The organism is Amycolatopsis granulosa (genome assembly GCF_011758745.1).
In the GTDB taxonomy this organism is placed as follows: Bacteria; Actinomycetota; Actinomycetes; order Mycobacteriales; family Pseudonocardiaceae; genus Amycolatopsis_E; species Amycolatopsis_E granulosa.
In genome coordinates, this window is sequence record NZ_JAANOV010000001.1 from 807097 (window position 1) to 823163 (window position 16067).

General features: G+C 74.8%; 14 protein-coding genes. All 14 read left to right on the forward strand.

The genetic code is table 11. The annotated features are described in order from the left end of the window. Positions 1-34 precede the first annotated feature (34 nt). The 14 genes from FHX45_RS03985 to FHX45_RS04050 are packed head-to-tail and all read left to right on the forward strand — an operon-like array spanning position 35 to position 16050. Positions 35-1393: a YveK family protein gene (locus tag FHX45_RS03985; RefSeq protein WP_167096733.1), complete on the forward strand. Its 1359-nt coding sequence runs from the start codon at positions 35-37 to the stop codon at positions 1391-1393. Then, complete coding sequence (locus FHX45_RS03990; protein ID WP_167096735.1) at positions 1390-2334, forward strand: glycosyltransferase; 945 nt, start codon at positions 1390-1392, stop codon at positions 2332-2334. The genes FHX45_RS03985 and FHX45_RS03990 overlap by 4 nt, the downstream gene beginning before the upstream one ends. Beyond that, positions 2331-3515: a DegT/DnrJ/EryC1/StrS family aminotransferase gene (locus FHX45_RS03995; protein ID WP_167096738.1), complete on the forward strand. Its 1185-nt coding sequence runs from the start codon at positions 2331-2333 to the stop codon at positions 3513-3515. Before FHX45_RS03990 ends, FHX45_RS03995 begins: the two co-directional genes overlap by 4 nt. After that, the gene (locus FHX45_RS04000) at positions 3506-5002 is read left to right on the forward strand and encodes a polysaccharide biosynthesis protein (protein WP_167096740.1); all 1497 of its coding nucleotides are present in this window, start codon (positions 3506-3508) and stop codon (positions 5000-5002) included. The genes FHX45_RS03995 and FHX45_RS04000 overlap by 10 nt, the downstream gene beginning before the upstream one ends. Then, positions 5002-5991, forward strand: coding sequence for a hypothetical protein (locus FHX45_RS04005; RefSeq protein WP_167096742.1), 990 nt, complete (start codon positions 5002-5004; stop codon positions 5989-5991). Before FHX45_RS04000 ends, FHX45_RS04005 begins: the two co-directional genes overlap by 1 nt. Further along, positions 5988-7142, forward strand: a complete 1155-nt coding sequence (locus FHX45_RS04010) for a glycosyltransferase (RefSeq protein ID WP_167096744.1) — start codon at positions 5988-5990, stop codon at positions 7140-7142. Before FHX45_RS04005 ends, FHX45_RS04010 begins: the two co-directional genes overlap by 4 nt. Next, positions 7133-8572 carry an RtcB family protein gene (locus FHX45_RS04015; protein ID WP_167096746.1) on the forward strand — a complete coding sequence of 480 codons (1440 nt, stop codon included), beginning with the start codon at positions 7133-7135 and terminating at the stop codon, positions 8570-8572. The genes FHX45_RS04010 and FHX45_RS04015 overlap by 10 nt, the downstream gene beginning before the upstream one ends. Further along, positions 8569-9822, forward strand: coding sequence for a phosphotransferase family protein (locus FHX45_RS04020; protein WP_167096748.1), 1254 nt, complete (start codon positions 8569-8571; stop codon positions 9820-9822). Before FHX45_RS04015 ends, FHX45_RS04020 begins: the two co-directional genes overlap by 4 nt. Beyond that, complete coding sequence (locus tag FHX45_RS04025; RefSeq protein WP_167096750.1) at positions 9819-11120, forward strand: O-antigen ligase family protein; 1302 nt, start codon at positions 9819-9821, stop codon at positions 11118-11120. The genes FHX45_RS04020 and FHX45_RS04025 overlap by 4 nt, the downstream gene beginning before the upstream one ends. Then, a complete protein-coding gene (locus tag FHX45_RS04030; protein WP_167096752.1) occupies positions 11117-12439 on the forward strand; it encodes an oligosaccharide flippase family protein in 1323 nt (440 codons plus the stop codon). Before FHX45_RS04025 ends, FHX45_RS04030 begins: the two co-directional genes overlap by 4 nt. Continuing rightward, complete coding sequence (locus tag FHX45_RS04035) at positions 12436-13713, forward strand: Ig-like domain-containing protein (protein WP_167096754.1); 1278 nt, start codon at positions 12436-12438, stop codon at positions 13711-13713. Before FHX45_RS04030 ends, FHX45_RS04035 begins: the two co-directional genes overlap by 4 nt. 17 nt (positions 13714-13730) lie before the next feature. Then, a complete protein-coding gene (locus tag FHX45_RS04040; RefSeq protein WP_167096756.1) occupies positions 13731-14753 on the forward strand; it encodes a methionyl-tRNA formyltransferase in 1023 nt (340 codons plus the stop codon). After that, positions 14750-15415 (forward strand): PIG-L deacetylase family protein, encoded by a 666-nt coding sequence (locus tag FHX45_RS04045; RefSeq protein WP_167096758.1) that lies wholly within the window; start codon positions 14750-14752, stop codon positions 15413-15415. Before FHX45_RS04040 ends, FHX45_RS04045 begins: the two co-directional genes overlap by 4 nt. Further along, entirely contained in the window at positions 15412-16050 is a 639-nt protein-coding gene (locus FHX45_RS04050; RefSeq protein ID WP_208405798.1) for a sugar transferase, read from the forward strand. The genes FHX45_RS04045 and FHX45_RS04050 overlap by 4 nt, the downstream gene beginning before the upstream one ends. Positions 16051-16067: the final 17 nt, after the last annotated feature.

The window sequence follows — 16067 nt, forward strand, 5'->3', positions numbered from 1 at the left end:
TCTGGTCCGCCCGCGTCACTTGTGAGGTGGTCGAATGGAGCTCAACGAGGCCCTGCGCCGCACGTTCGCCGGGCACTGGCGCCTGCTGGTGTGCGCCGTCGCCCTGCCGTTGCTGGTCGTCGCCGCGCTGCAGGCACTGGCGGTCCCGGCCTACGTCGCCACCAGCCGGATCCAGGCGTCGAGCACCCCGCCCAGCACCGACACCGAGGCCGATGCGGTGCTCAACCGCGTCGCCGGGATCGCGACGAGTCCCAGTGTGGTCAACGACGCCCTCCGGCAGGCGGGCATCACCAACCGCAACGCCGACCAGGTGGCCGGCAACGAGGTCGCGGTGACGCGGCTGGGCAGCTCGGCGGTGTTCAACGTGAGCATCACCGACCCGAGCCCCCAGGTCGCGACCGGTCTCGCCGGCGCGCTGGGCAACCAGCTGGTCACGTTCCTGAACGGGACGGGGGATCCCCGCGCCGCCGGTCTGATCACCCAGCTGACCAACCAGCAGCGCGACCTGCTGGCGCAGCGCCAGCAGGTCGCGGCGCGGCTCGCGGCGGGCGGCAGTGCCCTGGACACCGCGAACCTGTCCGCCCAGCTGAGCACACTGGACCAGCAGCTCAACGACATCGGTGCGACACTGCGCCAGCTGCAGTCGACCGTGCTCACGAACGGCGGTTCCGCCGCGGCCATTTCCCTGGCGGGCCCCGCCGTGCGGGCGCCGTCCCGGCTCGCGACCGATCTCGGTCTCGCCGGCATCGCCGGCCTCGTCGCGGGGCTGCTGCTCGCCACCGGGCTCGAGATGCTGCGTCCCCGGGTGTCCGGCGGACGAGACGTCGCCCGCGAGCTGGGCACGGTGCACCTCGGGCGGCTGGCGCGCCCGCGGGACGGGGACGGCGCACCCCCCGTCGACGACGTGACCCTGGTGGGCCTGCGCGAAACGCTGACGCGCACCGGGACCGACCGGGTGGTCGTGGCCGGACCGCTGCCCGCGCCGCGGTTGTCCGCGATCGCCGCGGAGCTGTCGAGCCGCCTGTCCATCGATCGCAACAACGGGGACGAGCCGGCAGCGGCGGACGGTGTGCCCGGGGCACCCGGGGTTGCCCCACAGCCGGAGGCCCTGGCCGGGCACGGCCGCACCGCCACCTTCCAGCCGGTCCTGGAGCTGCGGCGCAACCACCAGGCGATCGAGGTTCGCGCACTGCCCGAGATCGGCACCGCCGCGGACACCGCGCACAGCGGTCTGCTGTTCGTCACGCCCGATTTCATGCTCCACCGCGAAGTGCACGGGCTGCGCACGCTGACCGCCGCCACCGGCTGGCCGGTGCTCGGCGTCCTGGGCACCCGGGCTCTCCGCCGGCGCGAACGCGGCCGCCGGACCAGCCGGCGGGGAGCGCGCCCGTGACGGCCCTGTCCCATGAGCCACCCCGGGTCCGGCTGGACTGCGTGGCGGCGGTCGACGGCCTGGCCAGTGTGCTCGAACGCGCGGCCGCGGCGCTCGCCGACGCCCGCCAGATCCGGCTGGCGCGCCCGGGCGAACCGGCCGACGTGGTGCACACGGTGGGCGAGGCCGGGCCGGGGCGCGCTGCGGGCCGGGCGCGCCGGGTGCACACCGTCGACCGCGTGCTGCTCGACCGCAGGGGCCTGGCCGCCGCGGCCGGATGGGTGCACCGGCAGCGGCGGTTCACCCGCGGCGCCGAGACCTGGCTGGTGCACGGGCGGACGGCGGCCCGGGTCCTGGTCGCGTCCGGGGTCGTCGACGGTGCCCGGCTGCACGAGCTGCCGGTCGTCGCGCCACCACCGGGGCGGGCCGCCGCTGACCGGGACCGGTCGAGCGTGCGCGCCCGGCTCGGGATCGCACCCGGTGTCGCGCTGGTGGTGGGGTGCGAACGCGGCCCCGGCCTGAGCGTGCCCGGGTGGGCCGACTCGATCCGCGCGCTGCACCGGACCGACGTCCGGGTGATCCACCACGGAACCGGTGGGCCCGTCACGTTCGAGGAACTGCTCGTCGCCGCGGACCTGTTCGTCGCCGCCGGGCTCGGCCTGACGGCGTGCAACCCGGGCGCCGCCGCGGTCGCCGCCGGGATCCCGCTCATCGCGGCGACCAGCGACAGTGCGGCCGAACTGCTGCGGTTCGGCCGCACCGGTCTGGTCGTGCCACCGCATCCGGCGGCGATCGCGGCCGCCGTCCAGGCCGTCCTCGACGGCGCTCTGCCCCGCCGCGACCGCCGCCCCCCGGCATCGGCTGCCGACGCCCAGCTGCCCGCGCTCGCACGCGGGCTGCTCGGCGCCTACCACCGGGCGCTCGGCACGCCACGGGCACCGGTCGCGTGGAGCGGGTCATGACCGCCGGGGTGGGCACGCGCACCGTGCCCTACGCGCGGTGCCACATCGTGCCCGAGGCGCACGAGGCCGTCGCGCGGGTGCTGGCGAGCGGGTGGCTGACCACCGGACCGCAGACCCTGGCGTTCGAGGACGAGTTCGCCGGCTGGCTCGGCGCGCCCGAAGCCGTCGCGGTCAGCTCCTGCACGGCGGCGCTGGAACTGGCGTTGCGGGCACTGCGACTGCCGCCGGGGGCGCCGGTGCTCACACCGGCCCTCACCTTCTGCGGCGCGGTGCACGCCATCATCCACAGTGGACTTCGCCCGGTGCTGCTGGACGCGGACGAGCAGACGCTGACGGTGGATGCGGCCACGGTCGCCGCGGTGGCCGACCGGGTCCGGCCCGCGGCCATGGTCGTCCAGCACATGGCCGGTTACCCGGTGCCGGTCCCGGCCCTGGCCGGGGCCGCCGGTCTGCCCGCTGGACGGGTCGTCGAGGACGCGGCACACGGGCTGGGCGCCGCGGCGGGCGGCCGGCCGGTCGGGGCGGCGTCCACCGCGGCCTGCTTCAGCTTCTACGCCACCAAGAACCTTCCGATCGGGGAGGGCGGCGCGATCACCACGACCGACCCCGCGCTGGCCGCAGCGCTGCGCGAGACGCGCCAGCACGGGATGAGCCGCGACGCCTGGCGGCGCTACGGGCCCGGCGCGCAGTGGCGTTACGACGTCACGGCCGACGGGCTGAAGGCCAACTTCACCGACCTGCAGGCCGCGATCGGGCGAGCCCAGCTGCCTCATCTCGCGGACTGGCAGCGGCGGCGCGAGGAGCTCGCCGCCCGGTACGACCAGGAGTTGGCGGCCGTCCCCGGAATCATCCCGCCGCCCCGCCCGTCCGGTGGCCGGCACGCCTGGCACCTCTACCCGGTCCGGGTCGCCGCGCCGTACCCGCTGCACCGGGACGCGCTGGCCGAGGCGTTGCGCGGGCGGGGCGTCGGCACCTCGGTGCACTTCATCCCGGTGCACCACTTCACGTACTTCCGCACGCTGCTCGGGGCGGACGCCTGCGGGCGCCTGCCGGTGGCCGACAAGGTGTTCCCGCAGCTCCTGTCGCTCCCGCTGCATCCCGGCCTCACCGACGACGACGTCGACTACGTCTGCGACCAGATCGCGAGCCTCGCCCGGACCGGAGGTGACCCATGCCCCTGACCCACTGGCGTTCACGCCATCGTGCCAGTCCCGGGATGGCGGCACGCACGCTGATCGTGGGAGCCGGCGACGCCGGCCGCACGCTGGCCCACGATCTGCAGCAGACCCCGTCCTACGGCCTGGTGCCGATCGGTTTCCTCGACGACGACGTCCGCAAGCGGCACGTCGCGCGGCTGCCGGTGCTCGGCCGCCTGGCGCAGCTCACCGACCTGGTGCGCGCGGAGGCCGTCGACGTCGTCATCGTCGCGATCCCGTCGCTGCCGCCGGTGGAGCTGGCCGCCCTGCTGCGCGAGGCGAGCCTGTCCGGGGCGCGGGTCCGCTACCTGCCGACATTTCACGCCGCGGTGCAGCGCGGCAGCCGGGCCGAGGACCTCTACGAGGTCTCCCCCGCCACCCTGCTGGGGCGCGCCGAGATCAACGTGGTCCGGACGGTCACCCCGACGCTGATCCGCGGCCGGCGTGTGCTGGTGACCGGGGCGGGCGGCTCGATCGGCAGCGAGCTGTGCCGTCAGGTGCGTGCCTACCGGCCCGAGGCGCTGTTCATGCTGGACCACGACGAGTCCAACCTGCACCGGCTCCAGCTCGAGATCACCGGCGAGGCCCTGCTCGACGCCGACGAGCTGATCGTCGCCGACATCCGGGACCGGGCCCGGGTGGACCAGATCTTCGCGACCCTGCGCCCGGAGATCGTCTTCCACGCCGCCGCGCACAAGCACCTGCCGCTGCTGGAGCGGCATCCCTGCGAGGGTGTGAAGACCAACGTGCAAGGCACGCAGCACCTGATCGACGCGGCGGCCGCCCACGGCGCCCACCGGTTCGTCCTCATCTCCACCGACAAGGCGGCGGCGCCCACGTCGGTGCTCGGCGCGACGAAACGCCTCGCCGAGCTGGTCGTGCGCGGGCACGCGGGCAACAGCACCGTGGCGGGGTCCGTGCGGTTCGGCAACGTGCTCGGCAGCCGGGGATCGTTCCTCGACGTGCTGGCCCACCAGATCGCGGCGCACGAACCGGTGACCATCACCGACCCCGACGCGGACCGCTTCTTCATGACCGTCGAAGAGGCGGTCGGGCTGGTCCTGGAGGCAGCCGGGATGGCCGAGACGGGCGAGACCTTCGTGCTCGACATGGGCGCTCCGGTGCGGCTCCGGTCCCTGGTCGAAACCTACGCCGCCCAGGTCGGCGCGCATGACGTGGTGATCCGGTTCACCGGGCTGCGCCCCGGGGAGAAGCTGAGCGAGGTCCTGTTCAGCGCCTCGGAACGGCGCATCCCGACCGGCCATCCGCGGATCTTCGCCACCCGCGGCGAGCCGGTGCCGCCGGACCTGGACGCCGGTCTGGGCGAGCTCTACGAGGCCGCCGAGCGCAACGACGACGACGCCGTCGGGGACTGGCTCGCCAAGCTCGTCCCCGGCTACCGGCCGGCCGCACGGGGCCGGCCGCCGTCCCCCCGGGCCCTGTTCGGCACGTTGTACCCGGACGACTTCTGATGCGGGCCATGATGATCCAGGCCGGGGAACGGCTGCTCGCCGACTGCCCACGGGGCTGGGTGGCCGACCTGCTCACCGAGGCGTGCCCCGGGGCATGGCAGCCGGCGGACGGGCAGCCGGCCGACATCGAGCTATCCGTGGTCACCGGGCGCAAACCGTTCCGCGTGACCGGCGCCGTGCCGTTGACCAGGGGCGCCTACCGCGGGGCCGGTGCGGTGGTGCTGACCAACGCCTGCGGGAGCGGCTTCGACCTGCGGGTGACGGCCGGTGCGGACCGGCTCCGGGTGGAAGCCCGGTGGCGGCCGCCGCACCGGGAACGGGTGGCGGCGCGGGTGCTGCGGTCCCGGTTCCACCTGCTCGCGCGCGCCGCGCTGCTGCAGTACCCGGCGCTGTGGTGGGCGGGCCGCCGCGGCCGGGTCCCGGTGCACGCCGCCGCGGTCACCGCGGCCGGCACGGTCCCGCTGCTGGCCGGGCCGGGCGGAATGGGCCGGTCGACGCTCCTGCTCGACGCGGTGGCGGGTGGTGAACAGGCCTGCTCGGACAACCTGTGCGTCAGCGACGGCGACCAGGTCTACGGGGTGGTCGAACCGGTCCGGGTCGAGGGCGGTGGGGGCCGCCGCATGGCCTACGGCCGCCGGGAACGCGGCCTGCCGGGCCGGATCGGCGTGCTGCGCCCCGACCGGCTGGTCGTGCTCAGCCGCACCGGAGCCGGACAGCCCGTGGTGCGGCCCTTGGCCGCGACGGCGGCGGCCGAAGCCCTGACCGCGGGCACCTACATGGCCGGTGAGCTGCGGCGGTACTGGGCGTTCGCCGCCACGCTGGCCCTGGGTACCGGGCTGGGGCCCGCGCACCCGCCGGTCCGCGAGGTCGCCGTGGCCATGGCCGACCGGCTGCCCGCGTGCGAGATCGTGCTCGGTGCCCGGCCGGGCGCGGGCCTCGCCGAGTTGCTGGCACCGGCGACCGGCCGGCCGGCGGCGGTGACGTCATGAGCGGGCCGCGGGTGGCCACGGTGATCACCCGGTTGCAGGCCGGCGCGGGCATCGTGGCGCTGCGTGGAGCGGAGGCGCTGGCCGCCCGCGGCTACCAGGTGACGATCATCGCCGGCAGCGGTGACCGGCTGCTCGACCAGGCGGGTGTCGAAGTGGTGCGGGAGCCGGCGTTGCGCGCCCCGATCGCCCCCCGGGACGACCTGGTGGCCCTGCACCGGCTCACCGGCCTGTTCACCCGGCGGCGGTTCGACGTCGTCCACACACACAGCGCGAAGGCCGGTGCGATCGGCCGCATCGCCGCGCATCGCGCCGGGGTGCCCCGGATCGTGCACACCTACCACGGCTTCCCGTTCCACGAGTTCCAGCCGGCGCTGCGGCGGCAGGCCTACGTCCGGATCGAGCGCAGGCTCGGCCGCATCACCGACATCGCGTTGTGCGTCGGCACCGGGGTGTCGGTCGAGGCCATCCGGCGTGGCCTGCTCCCGCCGGAACGGATCCGCACGATCGCGGTGCCCGTGGCCGCCGACGTGCTCCCGCCCTCGCCGCAGGCACGGCCGCGGGCCCGCCGCGCGCTGCGGCTCCCCGACTCGGCGCTGGTCGTGGGGGCCGTCGGGCGGCTGTCCTACCAGAAGGCCCCGGAACACTTCATCGCCGCGATGACGGCGCTGCACCGGCCGGACGTGGTCGGCGCGTGGATCGGCGACGGTGAGCTGGCGGCGCGGGTCCGGGTGCTCGCGCGCGCGGCCCACCCGGACACGCGCATCGTGCTGGCCGGTGAACGGTCCGACGTGCCGGCACTGCTTCCCGCGTTCGACGTGTTCGCCCTGCCCAGCCGGTACGAGGGCCTGCCCGTGGCGATCGTCGAGGCGATGGCCGCGGGCGTGCCGGTGGTCGCGACCGCGGTCAACGCCGTGCCCGACGTGGTGCGGCCGGGCGAGACCGGGCTGCTCGTCCCGCCGGAGCGCCCGGACCTGCTCGCCACCGCCATCGCATACCTGCTGGACCGTCCGGGTGAGGCGGCGCGCCTGGCGCACGCCGCACGGGCCCAGGTCGGTGCCCGCTACGGCGCCGGTGCGCTGGCCGACGCGCTGGAAGCCGCCTACCAGGCCACACCCACCACTGCCGATCACGAGGAGTCCCCGTGCGCGTAGACGTGTTCACCCACCCCACCGGCGACCCCGTGGCGGACCTGACGGTGTTCGACAACGCCGACGCGCCGGCCGATCCGGCGCTGCTGGACCGCGTGCGCGCGGGCACGGCGGCCGCGGACCTCGCCGCGCCGCCGGTGGTGCTGCCGGACTTCTGCCACAAGGAAAAGTCCGAGATGCCCTCCAGCATCGCCGTCGCGACGCGCGACGCGATCCGCCCGACGCTGACCGACGCGGCCCTCAACTGCGGCATGGCACTGGCCACTTTGGACATCGAACCACCGGCCGTGCCGGCGATCGACGACTTCTACCGGCGGGTCCGCGAGCGGTATCCGAACCCGCCCGGCTGGCGGTTCGAACTCACCCGGGACGAGGTGCTGCGCGCCGCGGTCGAGGGGGCCGGTTTCGCCGCGCACCGGTACGACCTGGACGGCCACGACATCGACCGGGTCGAGGAGTTCGGCCGGCTGCCGGTGGAGGAATACGGTGGCGCCGCCCGCGCCCGCCGCGAGCTGCCGTGGATCTGCGTCCAGCTGGCGCGCCTGCGGTTCGGCTCCATCGGCCCGAGCACGCACTTCCTGGAGCTGCAGCAGGTCGAGGAGGTGTTCGAGCCGGAGATCGCGGAGCACCTCGGGGTGCACGTGGGTCAGGTGACGATGCAGTTCCACAACGGCGGCGGGGTGCTCACCGGCCAGATCGGGGAGATGTACGCCCGCCGCAAGTCCGCGTCCCGCCTGCTGCGCACCGAGATGGCTCTGCAGAAGCCGCTGACCCACCTGGCCGGCGCGGGCAGCCTGGCCCGGGCACGGCAGCGCTACGCCACGTACTTCTCGGTGGGCTGCCCGTCCATTCCCATCGAGGGCGACGAAGGCCGCCGCGTGATGCTGGCGCAACGCCTGTCGATGAACTACGGGTTCGCCTACCGCCTGGCGACCTACGCCACGCTCCGCCGCTTCGCCCGGGAGGCGTTCGGCGCGTCCCTGCGGCTGGTGGTCGACTCGCCGCACAATTCGGTCTACGAGGAGACGGTCGACGGCCGGCCCGCGTTCGTGCACCGGCACAACGCGGCGCGGGCGTGGCCGGCCGAGCTCATGAGCGGGCATCCCGCGTTCGCCGGCACCGGGCAGCCGTTGCTCGTGCCCGGGACCAACCGCACCTCGTCCTTCCTGTGCGTGCCAGCACCGCAGGCGCACCGCAGCCTCTACACCGCCTGCCACGGCACCGGCAGCATCATCAGCGAATTCGTCCGCAATGGACGGTCCGGCCCCGACCCGCGGGGACGCCACACCTTGCGCTACGGCTACACCGACGCCGCACCGCGGGAGGTCGCGCAGCTGGACGACCACGGGGTGGACGCGGCGCTCGGCATCCTCACCGGCAACGGCCTGGTCCGCCCGGTGGCCCGGCTCCGGCCCTTCGCGGTGCTGACATGACCAGCTCCCCCGCGGTGCACACGGGACCGGCGCACTGGCAGGCGGTGCTGCCGCCGGGCCGGCGGTTCGTGGCGTTGCCGTCGCGCCGGCGGCCCGTCGTGGTCGCCGAGGAGGACCCGTCGGTGCTGCGGTACGTGCGGACCTGCCTGCTCGCCGCGCCGCCGGGCAGTACGCTGCCCGGCTGGGTGTTCGGCGCGGCCCGCCAGGCCCTGCGCCTGCCGGTGTCGTGGCGGCTGGCGCCGCACCTGCGGGCCCCGACCGGTGCCACGGGACGGTTCGACCGGCTCGCCGCCGGGCACCGGCTGCTGGTCCTGCGGCACAGCCACGACCCGGATGCGCGGATCCTGCTGCTGCTGTTCGCGCCGGACGGCCGGTGGCCGCGCCACGCGGCGAAGGTGTCGTCCGACCCCGCGGGCGCCGCGCGGGTCCTGCGGGAGGCGGACCGGCTGCGCGCCATCGGCGGGCTGTCCCTCGGCCCGGTGCGGGCGACGGTGCCCGAGGTCGTCGCGGTTCTGTCCGACGACGGCTCGCCCGCCCTGGTGACCACCGCGGTGCCCGGTACGCCGATGCTGGTCGGCTACCACCGCCGCGGGCACACCAGCCGGCCCGCGACCGTCCGCGCGGACTTCTCCGCGGCCGGGGCGTGGCTCGCCGCGTTCCAGTCCGGCACCACGGACGGGGTGGCGCCGCTGGACCTCGCCCCCGGCGTACCGGAGAGGCTGCGGCACCGGCTCGGTGCGCGGCCCGACGGCGGGCAGCGCGTGCAGGACCAGCTGGCCGCACTGCGGCAGCGGCTGGGGCGGCACCAGGGCCCGCGGACCGCGGTGCACGGCGACTTCTGGCCCGGCAACCTCCTCCTCGACCGGGGCGCCGTGACGGGCGTGGTGGACTGGGAATGGGCCGAGCCCGCGGGCAGCCCGGTGCGTGATGTGGCCCGCTTCGTCCTGACCTACTCGCAGTACCTCGCCAAGCACACCCCGCCCGGCCGCCAGGTGCGCGGGCATCCCGGGCTGCTCGCCGGCCGTCCGGACGCGGCACTGGGCTACGCCCTCGACGGCGAGGGCTGGTATCCGCGGCTGGTGCGCGAGTTCCTGCACACCGGGCTCCGCCGGGTCGGGATGACCCCCGGCTGCGCCCGGGACGCCGTCCTCGCCGAGCTCGCCGCGGTGGCGGCCGAAGCGACCGACCGCGCGTTCGGGGAGGAGCAGGTGCGCGTGTTCGAGCGGCTCGCCGGGCAGGTGCCGTCATGACGGTGCGGACCAGGCCGCTGCCGGCGCTCGCCGAGCTCCCCCGTCCGGCGCGGGGGACGGCCGAGCGCGCGGCCGTGCTGGCCGCCGCCGGGGCGATGGTGTTCCAGCCGATCCTGCGGCCGGCCGGGCCGGGAAACAGCTCGCCGGTGGACCTGTTCACCGCGGCCACGATCGTGTTCGTCGCCCTGTGGGCGGCGACCAGCGGGCGCAAGCTCGGCGCGCCGTACCTGCTGTCCTTCGGGCTGATGATCGTGGCCGGCGGGATCGCCGGGCTGGCCGGCCCGCTGCCGCGCACGTCCCTGCTGGAGGTTTTCCAGGACCTCGTGCTGATCGCCTGGGCGGTGGCGCTGTACAACATCGCGCGCCGTCCCGGTGTGCTCGGCATGCTGACCGCCACGTTCGCCTACTCCTCGATCGTCTGGGCGACGGTGCTGGTGGTCGCGTCGCTTGCGCACATCACGCCCCTGGAGGGCATTTCCGCGGCCGAGGGGAACCGGCTGCTGTTCACCCTGGGCGATCCGAACTACGCGTCGGCCTACTGGGTGGTGTCGCTGCTGGTGGTGTTCGCGGCGAAACGCCCGCGGCACTGGGCGGCCCGCTGGTTCGGCTACGCGATGCTGGTCTGGGCGATCGTGCTGAGCGAGTCCAACGGGGGCGTGCTCGAGCTCGGCATCGGCCTCGGCTTCCTCGCTCTGGTCGCCAGTTACCGGCGGCGCGGGCTCGTGGGCGCGCTGGCCCTGGCGGTGTCGCTGGCCGCCGTCGCCGGACTGGGCCTGCGGCTCGTCCCGTTCTCACAGGTGCAGACCTGGGCGCTCCAGTCGGGACAGTCCTACCTGGTCAACTCGCTCGGGCGCAGCAACGGCAGCAGTTCGCAGCGAGCCCTGCTGATCCAGGAGTCGATGGGGCTGTACCACGCGGACGGGGTGCTCGGCAGCGGGCCGCGCACCACGAAACAGCTGCTGATCGACCGGAATTACCCGTACGCCAAGGAAGCGCACGACGATTACCTGGCCGCGCTGACCGAGCGGGGTGTGGCCGGGGCGGCCGGGATGGTGCTGCTCGTGCTCGTGGCGGCCTGGCGAGCGAGCCGCGCGCTGCGCGCCCCACCGGCTGCGGGGTTCGCGGCGGAGGTGGCACGGCCGGCCGGGCTCGTCGCCGCCCTGCTGGCCATGGCCGTGGCCGGGACCTACTACCAGGTCCTGCATTTCCGCTTCGTGTGGATCCTGCTGGTGTTCGTCGCGGTGCTGGCCTCCCGGCCCGACGCCGATCAGCCAGCGCCGGGGCGGGGATCCCGATGAGGATCGACGTGCCGGGCGTGGCGCGGCGCTGGTGGGGCACGAGCGCGGGCAGTCCCTTCGGCCGCCGCGGCGCGCTGCTCAACCTCACCGCGCAGGGCACCGCGTTGCTCATCGTCGCCGTGGCCAGCGTGCTGGTGGCGCGGATCGGCGGACCGACCGTGCTGGGCGAGTACACGCTGCTGCGGGTGCTGCCCTGGCTGTTCGCCGTCGTGTTCAGCTGCGGGTTGCCCGTCGCCTCGACGTTCTTCATCGCCGGCGGCTACCGCGACGACCCGCGGCTGCGGCCCACGCTCACCGTCCTCGCGGTCCTCGGCGCGGGCATCGCGACGGTGCTGTGGCTGGTGGCGGCACCGCTGTTGCACCGGGAACTGTTCACCGCCACGCCGCTGCGGGTGGTCGCGCTGATGGCCGCCACGGTGGTCACGCAGCTGATCACCGTCTGGGGCAAGGCCTGCTGCCAGGGCGCCGCCGACATGCGCGGGGCCAACCTGGTGATCGTGTGCGAGGAGCTGCTGTTCCTGCCTGCCTACGGCATCGCCGGCCTGGCCGGGCTGCGTGGTATCGACGCCGTGGTGGCCGGCATGATCGCCGGCGGTGCGGCGGCCGCGGGGACGGCGCTGGGACGGCTGGCCGTCACCGGCTTCTTCCGCCACTGGTCACGGCCGCGCCTGCCGCTCGGCTTCGCCATCCTGCGCTACGGCGCCCGCGGTCAGCTGGGCAACCTGCTGATGCTGGTCAACCTCCGGCTGGACTTCGTGATCCTCGGCGTGCTCGCCGGTCCGGCGGTGGTCGGGGTGTACGCGGTCGCCTCGAAGTTCGCCGAGCTCATGCGCCTGCCGGCGACCGCGCTGAACTACGTGCTCTACCCGCGCTTCGCCCGGCAGGAACCGGCCGCGGCCGACGCGGACGTGCAGCGCCTGCTGCCCCGGGCGGTGGCCGGCACCGCGGCCATGGCGCCGCTGCTGGCGGGCGCGTCGGTGATCACACTGCCGGTGCTGTACGGGCCGGCGTTCCATTCGGCGGTGCTGCCGGCGTGCATCCTGCTGGCCGGGCTCGCCGTCGAGGGAGCCGCCGCCGTGTCGTCGGCCTACCTGTGCGGCCGGGGCCGGCCCGGCGCGAACTCGTGGGGCATGGGCGCCGGCGCACTGGTCACCGTGGCGCTCGACCTCGTGCTCATCCCGCGCGCGGGCGCCGTGGGCGCGGCCATCGCGTCCAGCGCGGCCTACCTCGTGACCACCGGGCTGCTCACCACGATCGCGCAGGGGCTCGCCCGGCGCTCGGTCGCCGTGGTGGTGGCGGACGGTGGTGAACCGGCATGACCAGCCCGGCGTCGCTCGTCTCCGCCGTGGTCGCGGTGCTGGTACTCGTGGTCGGGCTCGCCGCCGCGGACAGCCCGTCCGTGGCCGGCGGCTACCCGCCGTGCACATCGTCGGTGGCACCGCAGGCATTCCGCGTCACCCTGTGCCTGACCGCGCCGGCCGCGGGCGCGACCCTGCCGGGCCCCGCCACGGTACGCGCCACGGTGGCCGTGTCCGGCCCGGCTCCCGACGTCGAGGGCGTGACCTACAGCCTCGACGGGGCCTACCTGTTGTCCGACGAGCAGTCGCCGTACTCGTTCACCCTGCACACCTACCTGTTCGCCCCCGGGCGGCACGTCCTGTCCGCCAGCGTGTCCTTCAGCGGTGGCTACGCGACACCACCGCTGGCGCTGCCGGTGACCTTCGCGCCGACACCCGCGCCACCGCCACCGCCACCGTTCACGCCGTCGACCGGGACGCCGCCCGCCCCCGGGGCACCACTGGTGGTGGCCGCCGGCGGCGACGGCGCGTCCGGGCTGACCCGGGAGCAGCAGGTGGCCGGCCTGATCGGCTCGTGGCACCCCAACCTGTTCCTCTACCTCGGCGACGTCTACGAGCAGGCGTCGAGTGAGGAACTGCTGAACTTCTACGGCGAGCAGGGCTCGTTCTTCTCCCGCTTCCGCGCGATCACGAACCCGACGGTCGGCAACCACGAGTACACCTTGAGTCCCACCGCGCAGCCCTACATCGACTACTGGGGCGGGATCCCGCACTACTACAGCTACGACATCGGCGCCTGGCACTTCGTCAGCCTCGACGACACCGCACAGTACGGCCAGGGCGCGGTGACCTCGCCACAGTACCAATGGCTCGCCGGCGACCTCACGCGCAACACCAAGCCCTGCACCCTGGTCTACTTCCACCGGCCGATCTTCACCCTCGACGCCGATGCCCCGGCCACCGAGTACACCGCGTACTGGCAGCTGTTCGCGGCCCACCACGTGACGCTCACGCTCAGCGGGCACGCACACAACTACCAGCGCTGGCAACCGCTCGACGGGGACGGCGCCGTCAGCGCCACCGGCGTGACGTCGATCGTGGCCGGTACCGCCGGGCAGTGGCTGAGCCCGTTCGCGCGCACCGATCCGCGCGTGGCCGCCGGGTTCGACAACACCCGCACGAGCTCGGGGGCGTTGCAGCTGCGGTTGTCGAACGGCAGTGCCGGCTTCCTGTTCCAGAACGTGTCGGGCCAGGTCCTCGACCACGGCGAGGTCACCTGCCGGGGCGGGACATGAACCACGGAGGTGCCGCGATGCCCGGTCCGCAACGGTCTCCCGGCCGTGTCGTGTTCGTCGGCGCGGTCCACGAAGCGCTCCCGGCACTGTCCACTTTGCTCGCGCACCCCGCGGCGCGGGTCGTCGCGGTGCTGACGCCACCGGCGGAGCAGGCGAGGCAGCTGTCCGGTGCCGTCGACCTCGCCGCGGTGGGCGGGCTCGGCGGTGTGCGCCTGCTCCGCGCCGACGACATCAACGCGCCCGCCGTCGTGGGCACGGTGCGCCGCCTGGCGCCGGATCTGCTCGTGGTGGTGGGCTGGACCCGGTTGCTCGGCCCCGAGCTGCTGTCGGTGCCCGCCCGGGGCTGTGTCGGGTTCCACGCGTCCCTGCTCCCGCGCCACCGTGGGCGGGCCCCGGTCAACTGGGCCATCCTGCGGGGCGAGACGCTCACCGGGAACACCATGCTGTTCCTCGATCCCGGTGCCGACACCGGCGCCATCATCGACCAGCGCCCGGTGCGCATCCGGCCCGACGACACGTGCGCCACCGTGTACGAACGCGTCGCCGCCGCGGGCGCCGACATGCTCGCCGAGCACCTTCCCGCGCTGCTGGCGGGCACCGCACCCCGCCGGCCGCAGGATCCCTCCGACGGGGACGTGCTCCCCCGCCGCACCCCCGCGATGGGCATCCTCGACTGGAACCGGCCCGCCCGCGCCGTCCACGACTGGGTCCGCGCCCTCACCCGGCCCTACCCCGGCGCGTTCAGCGCGCTCCACGGGAACCGCACGATGATCTGGCGGACCCGTCCACCGGGCGAGTCCGGACCGGACGGTCCCGCGGGCACGATCCTCGCGGTGGACCAGGCCGGGGTCCGGGTCGCGACCAGCCCGGGCAGTGTCGTCGTCACCAGCATGTCCGGACCGGATGAACCGCCCCGGCACGCGGCCGACTGGTGCGCCGAACGCGGGATCCGGCCCGGCGCCCGGTTCGCGGCCGTGCCACCGGCGCTGGCGCGCTGGGCCCGGGGCGAAGGGCCGCGGCCGGAGGTGCTGGCGCGATGAACACGGTGCTCGTGGTGGCCGCCCATCCCGACGACGAGGTCCTCGGCGCCGGGGGCACCCTGGCCCGTCACGTCCACTGTGGAGACCGGGTGCACGCGCTGCTGGTCGCCGACGGCGCGACCAGCCGGTACGCCACCGGGATGGCGGAGAGGCTCGCCAAGTGCACGCACCGGGCGGCGCAGGTGCTCGGGTTCGCCTCGGTGCACCAGTTGTCGCTGCCGGACCAGCGGCTGGACACCCTGCCGCTGCTCGACGTCACCCGCGAGGTGGAGAAGGTGGTCGACCGGGTGCGGCCGGAGGTCGTCTACACCCATTTCCCCGGAGACGTGAACGCCGATCACGGGGTGGTGGCCAGGGCGGCCTGGACGGCCTGCCGGCCGTACGTGCTGCCCGGGCTGCGCCTGTTCGCCGCGTTCGAGACCCCCTCGTCCACGGAATGGGCCTGGCCGCTCGCGGGCAGCACGTTCAGCCCCGCGCGCTTCGTCGACGTGTCCGCCACCCTGGACGGCAAGCTCGACGCGATGTCCTGCTACGACAGCGAACTGCGCGACTACCCGCACCCGAGATCGCTGCGCGCGCTGCGGGAACGCGCCGCCTACTGGGGCAGCCGGGTGGGGCGGCCCGCGGCGGAAGCGTTCCAGGTGCTGCGGGAGGTGACGTGACCGGCGAGATCGTGACCGGCACCATCGTGCCCGACACCCGCCTGCGCCGGGCCGCCGACCTCGCCGTGGCCGCGACGGCCTTGGTCGTGCTGCTGCCGCTGCTCGTGGTCATCGCGCTCGCGATCAGGCTGACCAGCCGCGGACCCGCGGTGTACCGGCAACGCCGCGTCGGCCGGAACGGGCGCCCGTTCCTGATCTGGAAGTTCCGCACCATGGTCGCGAACGCCGAGCGCATCGGGCCGGCGGTGAGCGGCAGCGCGGACCCGCGGATCACCCGGGTCGGGCGATGGCTGCGCGCGACGCGGCTGGACGAGCTCCCGCAACTGGTCAACCTGCTGCGCGGGGACATGACCCTGATCGGGCCGCGGCCCGAGGTCGAGCGGTTCATCCTCTACTACACTCCGGCCGAGCGCCGCCTCCTGACGGTCCGCCCGGGCATCCTCGGTCCCGGCGCACTCCTGTTCGCCGCCGCGCAGAGCCAGGAGCTGACGCATGCGGCCGATCCGGAGGCGCACTACGTCGCGCACCACCTGCACCCGAAGCTGGAGCTGGATCTGGCGTACCTGGCCCGGCGCGGGCTCCGGGCCGATCTGGCCCTGCTGGCGCGGACCGTCCGGATCGTGCTCGGCCGGTGAGCGGCCCCCGGGTGCAG

Excerpts from the sequence above, each read along its gene's own strand:
- FHX45_RS03985 (WP_167096733.1), top strand. The coding sequence starts at position 35 with ATGGAGCTCAACGAGGCCCTGCGCCGCACGTTCGCCGGGCACTGGCGC.
- FHX45_RS03995 (WP_167096738.1), top strand. The coding sequence starts at position 2,331 with ATGACCGCCGGGGTGGGCACGCGCACCGTGCCCTACGCGCGGTGCCAC.
- FHX45_RS04000 (WP_167096740.1), top strand. The coding sequence starts at position 3,506 with ATGCCCCTGACCCACTGGCGTTCACGCCATCGTGCCAGTCCCGGGATG.
- FHX45_RS04005 (WP_167096742.1), top strand. The coding sequence starts at position 5,002 with ATGCGGGCCATGATGATCCAGGCCGGGGAACGGCTGCTCGCCGACTGC.
- FHX45_RS04010 (WP_167096744.1), top strand. The coding sequence starts at position 5,988 with ATGAGCGGGCCGCGGGTGGCCACGGTGATCACCCGGTTGCAGGCCGGC.
- FHX45_RS04020 (WP_167096748.1), top strand. The coding sequence starts at position 8,569 with ATGACCAGCTCCCCCGCGGTGCACACGGGACCGGCGCACTGGCAGGCG.
- FHX45_RS04025 (WP_167096750.1), top strand. The coding sequence starts at position 9,819 with ATGACGGTGCGGACCAGGCCGCTGCCGGCGCTCGCCGAGCTCCCCCGT.
- FHX45_RS04030 (WP_167096752.1), top strand. The coding sequence starts at position 11,117 with ATGAGGATCGACGTGCCGGGCGTGGCGCGGCGCTGGTGGGGCACGAGC.
- FHX45_RS04035 (WP_167096754.1), top strand. The coding sequence starts at position 12,436 with ATGACCAGCCCGGCGTCGCTCGTCTCCGCCGTGGTCGCGGTGCTGGTA.
- FHX45_RS04040 (WP_167096756.1), top strand. The coding sequence starts at position 13,731 with ATGCCCGGTCCGCAACGGTCTCCCGGCCGTGTCGTGTTCGTCGGCGCG.
- FHX45_RS04045 (WP_167096758.1), top strand. The coding sequence starts at position 14,750 with ATGAACACGGTGCTCGTGGTGGCCGCCCATCCCGACGACGAGGTCCTC.